The sequence below is a fragment of the Cupriavidus sp. FW305-26 genome (assembly GCF_058787975.1).
On the sequence record NZ_JBYTAH010000008.1, the window covers coordinates 57,618 to 68,869 of the forward strand.

12 protein-coding genes, 1 tRNA gene and 1 pseudogene are annotated in these 11,252 nt (G+C 65.7%); 8 read left to right on the plus strand and 6 right to left on the minus strand.

Features of this window, described 5'->3' with window-relative positions; all coding sequences use genetic code 11:
* Window positions 1-46: 46 nt before the first annotated feature.
* The 4 genes from AC3WQZ_RS07280 to AC3WQZ_RS07295 all read left to right on the plus strand — a co-directional run bounded on the left by AC3WQZ_RS07280 (window position 47) and on the right by AC3WQZ_RS07295 (window position 1,584).
* Window positions 47-457, plus strand: coding sequence for an integration host factor subunit alpha (locus AC3WQZ_RS07280; protein ID WP_037024300.1), 411 nt, complete (start codon window positions 47-49; stop codon window positions 455-457).
* Between the two features lie 116 nt (window positions 458-573).
* Window positions 574-999 (plus strand): MerR family transcriptional regulator, encoded by a 426-nt coding sequence (locus AC3WQZ_RS07285; protein WP_010813098.1) that lies wholly within the window; start codon window positions 574-576, stop codon window positions 997-999.
* A 55-nt stretch (window positions 1,000-1,054) separates the two neighbouring features.
* A tRNA-Pro gene (locus AC3WQZ_RS07290) sits at window positions 1,055-1,131 on the plus strand.
* 141 nt (window positions 1,132-1,272) lie between these two features.
* Entirely contained in the window at window positions 1,273-1,584 is a 312-nt protein-coding gene (locus tag AC3WQZ_RS07295) for a hypothetical protein (protein WP_011615009.1), read from the plus strand.
* A 549-nt stretch (window positions 1,585-2,133) separates the two neighbouring features.
* On the opposite strand, the pseudogene AC3WQZ_RS07300 reads toward AC3WQZ_RS07295, so the two are convergent.
* The 4 genes and pseudogenes from AC3WQZ_RS07300 to AC3WQZ_RS07315 all read right to left on the minus strand — a co-directional run.
* A pseudogene (locus tag AC3WQZ_RS07300) lies at window positions 2,134-2,409 on the minus strand (BrnA antitoxin family protein); the annotation flags it as partial.
* A complete protein-coding gene (locus AC3WQZ_RS07305) occupies window positions 2,393-2,647 on the minus strand; it encodes a BrnT family toxin (RefSeq protein WP_063834059.1) in 255 nt (84 codons plus the stop codon). The gene AC3WQZ_RS07305 and the pseudogene AC3WQZ_RS07300, both read right to left, overlap by 17 nt.
* A 227-nt stretch (window positions 2,648-2,874) precedes the next feature.
* A complete protein-coding gene (locus AC3WQZ_RS07310; protein WP_492300262.1) occupies window positions 2,875-3,381 on the minus strand; it encodes a cupin domain-containing protein in 507 nt (168 codons plus the stop codon).
* Window positions 3,382-3,424: 43 nt separating this feature from the next.
* Window positions 3,425-3,685, minus strand: coding sequence for a hypothetical protein (locus AC3WQZ_RS07315; RefSeq protein WP_010813093.1), 261 nt, complete (start codon window positions 3,683-3,685; stop codon window positions 3,425-3,427).
* 304 nt (window positions 3,686-3,989) lie between these two features.
* Here AC3WQZ_RS07315 and AC3WQZ_RS07320 point away from each other — a divergent pair, with 304 nt between their 5' ends.
* The 4 genes from AC3WQZ_RS07320 to AC3WQZ_RS07335 all read left to right on the plus strand — a co-directional run bounded on the left by AC3WQZ_RS07320 (window position 3,990) and on the right by AC3WQZ_RS07335 (window position 5,313).
* Window positions 3,990-4,298, plus strand: a complete 309-nt coding sequence (locus AC3WQZ_RS07320) for a DUF6566 family protein (RefSeq protein WP_234788122.1) — start codon at window positions 3,990-3,992, stop codon at window positions 4,296-4,298.
* A 39-nt stretch (window positions 4,299-4,337) separates the two neighbouring features.
* Window positions 4,338-4,571 (plus strand): hypothetical protein, encoded by a 234-nt coding sequence (locus tag AC3WQZ_RS07325; protein ID WP_058696853.1) that lies wholly within the window; start codon window positions 4,338-4,340, stop codon window positions 4,569-4,571.
* Window positions 4,572-4,662: 91 nt separating this feature from the next.
* Window positions 4,663-4,851, plus strand: a complete 189-nt coding sequence (locus tag AC3WQZ_RS07330) for a hypothetical protein (RefSeq protein ID WP_010813090.1) — start codon at window positions 4,663-4,665, stop codon at window positions 4,849-4,851.
* 102 nt (window positions 4,852-4,953) lie between these two features.
* Window positions 4,954-5,313, plus strand: a complete 360-nt coding sequence (locus AC3WQZ_RS07335; protein WP_010813089.1) for a hypothetical protein — start codon at window positions 4,954-4,956, stop codon at window positions 5,311-5,313.
* 17 nt (window positions 5,314-5,330) lie between these two features.
* On the opposite strand, the gene AC3WQZ_RS07340 is transcribed toward AC3WQZ_RS07335, so the two are convergent.
* Window positions 5,331-10,187, minus strand: a complete 4,857-nt coding sequence (locus AC3WQZ_RS07340) for an NAD-glutamate dehydrogenase (RefSeq protein ID WP_010813088.1) — start codon at window positions 10,185-10,187, stop codon at window positions 5,331-5,333.
* 170 nt (window positions 10,188-10,357) lie between these two features.
* A complete protein-coding gene (locus tag AC3WQZ_RS07345; protein WP_011615017.1) occupies window positions 10,358-10,912 on the minus strand; it encodes a hypothetical protein in 555 nt (184 codons plus the stop codon).
* Between the last annotated feature and the right edge of the window lie 340 nt (window positions 10,913-11,252).

The window sequence follows — 11,252 nt, forward strand, 5'->3', positions numbered from 1 at the left end:
GGGCTTGCCCCGGGCGGATCGCCAGACACACACTTGAGCGATCGACATGAATGATCGAGACGCGAATTCCATGACCGCTGCAGCACTGGGTGAGATGAGCGACCGGCAGGCTTCCTCCCTTGACGACGCTATGCCGGATGCGCGCGCGACCGAAGTTCCCACGCTGACCAAGGCCGAACTCGCCGAGATGCTGTTCGACCAGGTGGGCCTGAACAAGCGCGAATCGAAGGACATGGTCGAGGCCTTCTTCGACGTCATCCGCGAAGCGCTGGAGCAGGGCGACAGCGTCAAGCTGTCCGGCTTCGGCAACTTCCAGTTGCGCGACAAGCCGCAGCGGCCCGGCCGCAATCCCAAGACCGGCGAAGTCATTCCAATCACCGCGCGCCGCGTGGTCACGTTCCACGCCAGCCAGAAACTCAAGGGCCTGGTGGAAGAACGCGCCGGCATCGTCGGCTGACGCGTCACCCGAACGGCGGATTGCTTCCCGAAGCCGGCATCGGTATGCTTCTGGGCGCGCACCTGGTGCGCGCCAACCGCATGGCCGGCATGGCCTGACGCTCGTCTACACACCACATGTCGGACAAATCCAGCGATCGCATCGCGTTGCCGCCGATTCCGGCCAAGCGCTACTTCACCATCGGTGAGGTGAGCGAGCTTTGCGCCGTCAAGCCGCACGTCCTGCGCTATTGGGAACAGGAGTTCACGCAACTCAAGCCCGTCAAGCGCCGCGGCAATCGCCGCTACTACCAGCACCATGAAGTCCTGCTGATCCGCCGCATCCGCGAACTGCTCTACGAACAGGGCTTCACCATCAACGGCGCGCGCAATCGCCTCGATGAAGGCCGTCATCACAGTGGGGCAGCGGCAGCGCCTGAGGCCGCAGAAGTTGGTGAAGAAAATGCGGCGGCATTGTCGGTCGACATCGGCGGCCTGCGCAATGAACTGGTCGAAGTGCAGCACCTGCTCGCGCAACTGCGGGAGATCGCGAAGCACGGATAATTTCGACGTCGGGAGCTAGTCATACGGGAAATGCTTCTGTTATAATCTTTTGCTTCGGGGCGTAGCGCAGCCTGGTAGCGTACCTGCATGGGGTGCAGGTGGTCGGAGGTTCAAATCCTCTCGCCCCGACCAGACAAAACCCGCTTGGTGAATAGCCAAGCGGGTTTTTTATTTTCTGCGTGGAAATGGCCGGCCGGTGCGGTAACGCTTTGATACAGCCGTCGCCGATGCCCGTTGCTATGCTCTGCCATCCTCCCGACCGATTCCCCACTTATGTTCCGAAAGCTCTGTGTGGCTACCCTTGCGCTCCTCTGGCTGACGGCCGCGGCTGCCGCACGCGCCGATGACCGCGGCTACCCGAGCGCATATCGTGGCGGTGAGTACAAAGAGAAATTCCGTAGCGGCCCTTGTGAAATCGAACGCGAACAGAAGCGCGATGGCGAATACAAGGAAGAGCGCAAATGCAAGGGCGGTCCGCGTGGCTATGAGCGGAAGCAGAAGTACCGCGACGGCCCTTGCCTGATCGAGCGCGAATGGAAGGACGACGGTGAATATGAAGAGAAGGTCGAATGCAAGCGTGGATAAGTGCATGACCTTTCGGCCCGCCATGCGCGGCGCTGGCTGTTACTGCGAAAAGCAGGCCCGCTTTCTACCTAACCTGTTGCAACGATAGCGATCGCTGCTGTCGTCCTTACTTTTCCTGTGGAGCTTGCGCCATATATGCGCAACGCACGCAAGCACTCGGACGCCTGGGAAGGGCAGGTCGCCGATTGCATCAGCAGCTTGGTTGACGCGGCCGGTGCTGGCTGACTCCGGCTAGCCCGCCAAGCTGCCCTATTGGACCGCATCCAATACTCAGGCATGGTGTGGCTCTGACATAGGCCAAAGGTCTTCTCGCTGGACCAGGGAATCGGCTTCGCTGTCGGTGAGACTGTCACTCACAAAGAACTCGCGGCGTTCGACGTTGTTTCCAATGGTACGTTCGAGGGTTACTCGACGATACGTTGCCTGACGCGCAGGGTCGTTCGCGAAGGCTGTTACCGGGCGATAGGTGAGAACGGATGACAAGGTGTTGGGGTTGTCACGGACCGTGGTTCCATGCAGTGGGCCCCCAACGTAGGTAATGTCCATGGCCTGTTGAAGCGCAACGTTCAGCGTTGCGTTCATCAGCGTCTGCCAACCTTCCCCGCTGGCGCGGAATGCATCCAGTATGTCCGCGTCATAGCGAATGCTCACCAGTTCCTTGGTGCTGGCGAGCCTGGGTCGACCGCGGCCGCGTTTGCCGAGCGGCTTCATGGCCTGCATCTCTTTCGCCGAGACCTCGTACGTGTCCGGATCCGCAGCGATGCCGCGGTTGATGGCCGCGTCCTCTTCGTCGGTCGGCACGACGATCTTAGGCTTGGTCGACATAGTTCCTTGCCTCGCGTTTGTTGGCCTTGCGCAGGCTGATGATATGCATTGCATTCCCGCCCTGGGTGAACACCACGCAATAGAGGCGCTCATCAATGACGCCGAAGCCGATCTCGCGGAGTTCTCTGTAGTCGGCCCTGTCATCTACCCCTGCCAACAGGCTCGGCCAGTGGAACCTTGCTGCCAGCGCGAGCGAAACACCGTGCTTGGACTGGTTGCTGACATCCTTGGCAATAATTGTAGCTGCAAATAATGGGTGAGCCCAAGATTATCTGTGCTGCAGGATATGAATCCGCATCCTGAGTGCCTGTTGGGCTATACGCGCTGCTCGGTCGTTGCCAGCAAAGACGGCGAGATACCCAGGTTCTCCCGTCATGGCCCGCCGGCACCCTGGCTTAGACTGGTCCCGCTGTACTCACCAGCCCGCCCGCACCCCACCGCGGCGGGCTGTTTCTTGGGTGGAGACTAGCGCGTCAGCCTGCGCAACAGCGCGTCATGTCCGCTTGCCAGGCCGGCAAGCGCCGTTGCGTCGGCCAGTTCGAATTCGCTGAACTGGTAGGCTGGTGCCACGGTGCAGCCGACCAGGGCGAAGTCCACGCCATCGGCCATATCCACGCGTTCGGCGGCAAACCATTGGCCGGCGGGCACCATTGCCTGGAAGGCCGCGCCGGGATGCCGCAGCGGGTCGCCCAGGCGCTGCGTGACGATGGTGCCGTCCACGATCCGGTGCACGTCCACGGGGGAGCCTGCGTGGTAGTGCCAGAGTTCGTCGGACCGGATGCGATGCCACGCGGAATAGTCGTTGCCGCACAGCATGTAGTGGATCGCGGTGCAGGCTGCGCGTGTGCGACCGTCCTGGCAGACGACCTGCTCTTCGCCGCGATAGGTTTCGCGGTAGTAGCCGCCTTCCGGATGCGGCTGCAGGTCGAGCGAGCGGATCAGTTGGCTGGCGGTCGGGCTGAGGTCTGGCATGTGGGCAAGCGGCGTGGCGCATCGGCGATGCGGAAGCCGTAGCTTAAAGCAGTGCGAAGCGTGCCTGGCCGGGGCCGACGAGGGCGGGGCGGCTGACCGGGTAGCGGTGACGGGTGCCCTGGGCGTCGAAGGACAGGAAATCCGGCGTCCAGCGCAGGGCCTGCAACTGGAGTGGCTCGATGCCGTCGACGAGGATGGCGCCGGCGTCCACGCAGACACTGCCGCAAGGCAGGCGCAGGGATTCGCAGTCGTCGCCGAAGTAGTAGGCCTCGAGCAGGATGGAATCGGACTGGTACAAGGGCATGGGCAGTATCCGGATACTGTATGGATGTACAGTATAGCTCTGGCCAGCGCTTCGGTCATCCCCGACGATTCTCATTTTCGTGCGCCGCCACACCCTGCGGCGCTGTGCCATTGCCGCGTCGAAGTTGGTGGCAGGCGGTGTCGGCCTGGATTGGTATAACCTGAAAGCGATGCCGGTCGCACAGCATGGTCGTGCCAGGACCGGCAGGGTCGCTGCGGGGGATGCCATGGCGAGGTGCGGGAGCAGGGCTTGCTGGTTTGGTTTGGGCGTGGTGCTGGGCGCGGCGATGGGCGGTGCCTGCGCCATGCTGGTGCGCACGGCCGCGGAGCGGCGGGTGCTGCGCCAGCCCGATGTGCCGCTGGTGCCGTCCGATCCCACCGCGGATCAGGCGCTGACCGATACTGCCACTGACGTGGTGGAGTACGGCGGCTTCGTGATCCACGTGTATTGCCACGCGCTGGGCATGGGGCGGTTCAAGGCCCTGTGCGATATCTGGGAGTCGGGCGCCGTGGTGCTGGAGGGCGGCGCGCCGCCGGCCACGCACGCCACGCCCGAAGATGCGCGGGCCGCGGCGATTTCGTGGGCGCGGCAATGGGTGCAGCACAATGGCTGAGGGCGCCGCCGCGCAATCATCGCCGTGACAGGAGATGCCATGCACGCCTGTGACCTGTGTCATCAGCTGGTGGGCGAACCGTCCAGCGTGCCGCCACACGAGCACCTGGCTGCCTCTGGCATTGCGGCCATGAGCAACCGGTGCAAGGTCGACAGCCGCTGGCGCTGCACGGGCTGCGGCGCCTGGATGTACCAGAGCACGGCATTGGGTGAGCCGCCGAATATGTGGCGAATGGGCCCGCGCCCGGTCGACTGGCCTGATAATGACGGCTGAGCAGGCATGGCCGCGCCGCCACCGGGCAGTGCGGCCATGCCCCGTATCGCGCCCGGCTCAGGCTCTCGGGCGTCTGTTTCAAGGAGATTTCATGTTTGTTTGTGGGAACCAGGCTTGCGGTGCGCGCTGGGAGCCGAATGAGGTGCAGATCCGCAATGAAGGGCAGGGTCCCGTGTTCCGCTGCCCGCAATGCGGCGCACGCAATCACGTCCAGGCACGCACCGCGCGCGACGGCAGCACGGTCTACCGCCAGGTGGCGGCGAAGCCGGTACCGCGCTAGCCCGGATCGTCGGGCGGCAAGCCATGTCACCCCACGCATGTGGGGTCAAATTCACATGGTTGCCGCCTTAAGCTTGCTCAGGCGGGACCGTTATACACAATCATGGACTTTGCCGACCTTCCTCAAGACTCTGCCTCCAATGCTGAACGCATGGGCTGGGCGAACGCTTCGCCGGAAGTGATCGCCAAGGTATTGAATTCAGCACTGGCAGCGCAGGACCTCTCAGGGTTTGCCGCGCTGCTGTCGGATATCGCGCGCGACCGCGGCCTCAAGGGCGAGCGTGCCGCGCACCAGTCGATCTACGACATGCCGTACGCCAGCCTGCTGCCCAGGCAGAAACACCTGCTTTCCGATGCCTTCGACCTGCTGGTCCTGCTCGGGCTGGAACTGCGCCCGCGTGGCGCAGGCGCCGGCATCGGCGACGATGCGGACCTCGACACGGGCGCGGAAGCAGACGAATAAGCCCGGGCTGGCCAGCGCTATGCGCGTTCCAGCATACCGATCTCGCGCACCGCGACCGACAGCATCGACAGCCCCGCAGCCCCCGAGGCGCGCTGGTCGGCCAGCATGCGCGTAAAGCGTTCCAGCGCGCCATGACGGCTGGAGCGCCAGGCATCGATCATGGCGTCGGGCGTATCCAGTTCACCCTCCTGTGACAGCACGCTGACGGTCAGTGCGCGCTTGAGCCGCCCCAGGTCTTCCAGCGTGGTGGTGCGTGCCAGCAGGTCCCAGTGCGTGTCCGATGGCAGCGCCAGCGCGCGCTCGCGCAGCCAGCTGAAGCTCAGGTGGCTGTCCAGCGCGAAATAAACCCCCGCCACCAGGTCCAGGCTGCGTTCGCACGCCGTGGCCACTTCGGCGATATCGAGCGCGGCGGCGGAGATCTCGCTGCCGGCCACGCGCACAGCCAGCGCTTCGTCGACCCCTGCATCCGTCAAGGCCCGGGTGCGCTCTGACAGTGCCGTCGCATCGGCCGGCGGCAGCAGCCGCGGCAGTTGCGGGGCCAGCCATTGCGCGGCCTGGGCAAAGCGCGCCAGGTCCTCGGCGGCCTTGCTGCCGCTGCGCAGATAGCGGATGAACCACAGGCACGCGCGCTCCAGCAGCAGCGCCACGGCCCCGAACATGCGCGCCTGCTCGGCATCGGCCACACGGTTGTCCAGCGCATCGATCTCCTGCCACAGGGTGGTCAGGCCGAAGACATCGCGTGCGATCAGGCAGGCGCGCACGATATCGGCCGGGCGTGCGTCGGTCTCTTCCATGATCCGGTGCACGAAGGTGGCGCCGATACGGTTGACCAGCATATTGGTCAGGTGTGTCGACAGGATCTCGCGCCGCAGCGGGTGGCGCTGCATCGCGTCGGCGTAACGCTGGCGCAGCGGCACCGGGAAATAGTCCGACAGCAGTCCGGCGACCAGCGTGTCTTCCGGCACGTCGGAGGCCAGCAGTTCGTCGTACAGCCACATCTTGCTGTAGGCAAGCAGCACGGCACGCTCGGGCGATGCCAGGCCTTCATCGGCCAGCTTGCGCTCGGCGATTTCTTCCTCCGAAGGCAGGAACTCCAGCGGCCGGTTGAGCCGTCCGGCGCGCTCCAGCCAGCGCACCAGGCGCGCCTCGCCGTCGAGCAGCGCGGGGCTGCTGCGCCCGGCCACGGACAGTGCCTGGGTCTGGTAGTAGTTGTCCTGCAGCACCAGCAGGCCGACCTCGTCGGTCATCTCGGCCAGCAGCTTGTTGCGCTGCTTCTCGGTCATTTCGCCGTCGGCAACCACCAGCCCGAGCAGGATCTTGATATTGACCTCGTGGTCCGAGCAGTCCACCCCGGCCGAGTTGTCGATGGCGTCGGTGTTGATGCGCCCGCCCTTGCGCGCGAACTCGATGCGGCCCAGCTGGGTGAAGCCGAGGTTGCCGCCTTCGCCGACCACCTTGCAGCGCAGGTCATTGCCGTTGACACGCACCGCGTCGTTGGTGCGGTCGCCGGCCTGCAGGTGGGTTTCCTGGCTGGACTTGACGTAAGTGCCGATGCCGCCGTTGTAGAGCAGGTCGACCGGCGCCATCAGGATGGCGTGGATCAGCTCGGCCGGCGACAGCGTGGCTGCCGTGACTCCCAGCACCGCCTGCACCTGCGGCGACAGCGCGATGGTCTTGGCGCTGCGCGGATAGATGCCGCCGCCGGCGGAAATCAGCGTGGCGTCGTAGTCGGCCCAGCTTGAGCGGGGCAGGCCGAACAGCCGCGTGCGTTCCTGCAGGCTCCTTGTCGTGTCCGGGTCGGGATCGAGGAAGATATGCCGGTGGTCGAAAGCCGCCACCAGCCGGATATGCGGCGACAGCAGCATGCCGTTGCCGAACACATCGCCCGACATGTCGCCGATGCCGGCCACGGTGAAGTCCGTGGTCTGGATATCGACACCCATCTCGCGGAAATGCCGCTTGACCGATTCCCACGCACCGCGCGCGGTAATGCCCATCTTCTTGTGGTCATAGCCGACCGAGCCCCCGGACGCAAAGGCATCGCCCAGCCAGAAGCCGTATTCGGCCGAGATCGCGTTGGCGAAGTCGGAGAACGTCGCGGTGCCCTTGTCGGCGGCGACCACCAGGTAGGGGTCGTTGTCGTCGTGGCGCACCACCTCGGGTGGCGGCACCAGCTGGCCGCCGACGAGGTTGTCGGTGAGGTCCAGCAGCCCGCGCAGGAAGGTCTGGTAGCAGGCGATGCCCTCCTGCAGGAACGCATCGCGGTCGGTGGGCGGGGGCGGGCGCTTGACCACGAAGCCGCCCTTGGAGCCCACCGGCACGATCACCGTGTTCTTGACCATCTGCGCCTTCATCAGGCCCAGCACTTCAGTGCGGAAGTCCTCGCGCCGGTCTGACCAGCGCAGTCCGCCGCGGGCCACGCGCCCGCCGCGCAGGTGCACGCCCTCAACGCGCGGCGAGTAGACCCAGATCTCGAACATCGGGCGCGGCTCGGGCAGGCCGGGGACCAGCGCGGGATTGAACTTGAACGACACATATGGGCGCGGCTGGCCTTCCTCGCCGCGGTGGAAATAGTTGGTGCGCACGGTGGCGTTGATCACGCCCAGGAAAAGCCGCAGGATGCGGTCCTCGTCCAGGTTGGGCACCTTGTCCAGCGCCGCGCCGATATCGGCCAGCAGCTTGTCGCAGCGCGCCTGGCGGGCGGTGTCGGTGGCGACCTCGCTGAAGGTGTCGAAGCGCGCCACGAACAGGCCGACCAGCATGGCGGCAATGGCCGCGTTGCCGGTCAGCGCGCGCTCGATATAGGCGTCGCTGAAGGTCGAGCCTACCTGGCGCAGGTAGCGGGCATAGGCGCGCAGGATGGTGACGTCGCGTGCGGCCAGCTCGGCGCGCAGCACCAGGCGGTTGAAGTCGTCGTTCTCGATCTCGCCGTGCCAGGCGCGCGCGAACGCATCCTCGAACAAGGCCTTGACGCGCGCGATGTCGAATTCCGCCGCGCCGCCGCTGTCGGCAATCTCCAGCCCGAAGTCGTGCACCCATACCGGCGCGCCGCTGTCGGGTTCGATCAGGTAGGGGCGCTCTTCATCCACGCGCACGCCCAGGTGTTCCAGCATGGGCAGGCTGTGCGACAGCGCGATCGGCTCGCCGGCACGGTACACCTTGAAGCGGAACACCCCCGGCGCGGCCTCGATCGGCCGGTACAGGTTCATCGCCATGCCGTTGCCGCGCAGCGCGTGCTCCATCAGCTCGATATCGCGCACCGCGGTGCGGGCCGGGTAGTCCTCACGGTAGCCGGCGGGGAACGAGCCGCCGTAGCGCTGCAGCAGCCGGTTGCCTTGCTCTTCGCCGTGGCTTTCATGCAGGGCTTCGGCGAGATCGTCCTGCCAGCGGCGGCTGGCGTGCACGATGCGCGCCTCCAGCTCACGCGTATCAACATGCGGCATGGTGCCGGGCTCGCCGCGCACGGTCAGCTGGATGCGCGCCAGCGGCGACTCGGACAGCAGCGGCGTGAACTCGCAGCTGGTGCCGTGGAAGGCCGCGGTCAGCAGCCTCTGGATCTTCTGGCGCAGGTCGGTGTTGTACTTGTCGCGCGGCACGAACACCAGGCACGAGACAAAGCGGTCGAAGCGGTCGCGCCGTACAAAGAGCCGGGTGCGCTGGTGTTCCTGCAGCCGCAGGATGCCGGTGGTGATGTCGAACAGTTCATCCTCGGTGGCCTGGAACAGTTCATCGCGCGGATATTGCTCAAGGATGGTCACCAGCGACTTGTACAGGTGCCCCTTGGCCAGGAAGCCCGCGCGCGCCAGGATATTGGCGCACTTGAGCCGCACCAGCGGAATTTCCGCAATCGGCGCCGTATAGGCAGTCGAGGTGTACAGGCCGACAAAGCGCCGCTCGCCGAACAGCTGCCCCTTTTCATCGAGCAGCTTGACGCCGACATAGTCGAGATAGCCCGGCCGGTGCACGGTGGCGCGCGAATTGGCCTTGGTCAGGAAGATCGGCGAGGCCCCTTCGATGATCGCGGTGGCCGCGGCGGGCAGCAGCGTGAGGTCTTCGGCATCAGGCTCGCGCAGGCTTTCGCGCAGGATGCCCGCGCCCGAGCCCGGCACGCCGCGCAGGAAGTAGCGGCCGTCCTGCGACACCAGCTGGTAGTCACGCTGGCCGAGGAAGGAGAAGTGGTCATCCATCATCCAGTCCAGGAAGGCGCGCGCCTCGACGCTCTCCGGCGCGGCCGCGTCGGGCGCCTGCGCCATGGCGGCGATGGTGGCCTGGGTGATGCCGCACATCTTCGACCAGTCTTCCACCGCCGCGCGCACGTCGACCAGCACCTGCGCAATGCCGCTGCGCAGCGCCTCCAGCCGCGCGGCCTCGCCGCTGCGGTCGATCTCGAAATGGATAAAGGATTCCAGGCGCGAGCTGTCCCCGGCCTCGCCGGCGCCGCCCGGGGCGATCCGCTCGATGCCGCCGCGCGCGTCGCGCCAGACCCGGAACACGGGATGGATGGCCGAGTGCAGCGCCAGTCCCTGCCGGTTGATCTCCATCGTCACCGAGTCGACCAGGAAGGGCATGTCGTCATTGACGATCTCGACCACGGTGTGGTCCGAGTGCCAGCCGTGCTCTTCCAGGTTGGGATTGTAGACGCGGATGCGCGCATTGCCGGGGGTGAATTTCTGTGCGGTCTGCCAGTGCGCCATCACGGCGCCGTAGAGATCGTCGACGTCGCGCTGGAGCAAGTCCTCGGCGTCGGCCTGGTCGTAGTAGTGCAGCAGGAAGGGCTCGACCACGGCGAACATCGCCGCCGGCAGCCGCTCGCGCGCGAAGCTGGCCAGTTCGTCCAGCAGGTGCGCGACCTTGTCTTCGTTCTCCTGCGGCATGATCCCTCCTCGCGGTGTCGACGGGCGGCCCGCGGCATGTGCCGGGGCATGCTCATACTTTAGGAAAAATCCGCATGCTCGGCGCAAGAAAAGTGGCGGGTATGACGATGGCGCGCGAAGAAAAGGTGGGCGGCCTCCCGCTGCTGCCCGCGGGACGGCTTGCGCGGCGCTCAGAGGCGCGTGGCGGCGAGGGTGGGGCAAGAGGTGGGGCGGTGTGCGACCGGCGGCAGGCCGGGGCAATGCGAGGGCGCGACAGCTTTTTCCTGCCGGGCGGCTTCGGTGCCCGCGCGAACCTGGCGAGTGGTGTGGTCGCTCAGCGTGGTCTTCATCCGCTCCAGCAGGGTGCCCAGCGCAGCGCGCTCTTGCGAACTGAACGCCGCCACTGACACGCTGTGCAGCGCGCTGAGGGCCTGCGCGGTGCGCTGCAGCCGGTTGGCTGCGCTTTCTGCAATGCGGGGCGCCTGAGTGCCGGCGTACTCGATCCAGCCGTCGCGCCGCAGTTCATCCAGCATCGTCTCGGAACGCTCGACATCGATCGGCATCGGGCCTGTCAATGGCGAGCCGCGCACGAAGGCATCCTGGCGGATGGCCCGCAGCAGCAGCCACTGGGAGTAGTTCAGGCCAGAGGCGCATAGCGTCTGTTCCAACGCACCTTGCCAGGCGGTTACGGCATCAACCAGGGCAAGGACAACCGGCTCGCTGGGTTCGAGGGGTCTTGGCTGCATGAATGGCGTCTCCTGTTTTGGTTTGCCGCCACTGCGATGCGCTGGCATCCGTCGCGCGGGTACCAGGGGCCGGAGCATGGCCGGCCCGGGCGGCACGGGCGCCGCAGCCTCTCTGGCGGGGCACGGTCGACCGATGGGCCAGACACTACCAGAATCTTTTGCCGGAATTGTGACAGGTCGGGAATGCCCTGTGGCACCACAGGGACATAGTATCCCGCACGACCCCTGGCATGGCTTGAGCTATGAATAAAGCGACTGGGAGCCATGACTTTAAATCACAGCCAGAATGTATGCGGCTGGCTACACTGCCTGCCGGAGACCCCGCCAACGAGCCTTCAGG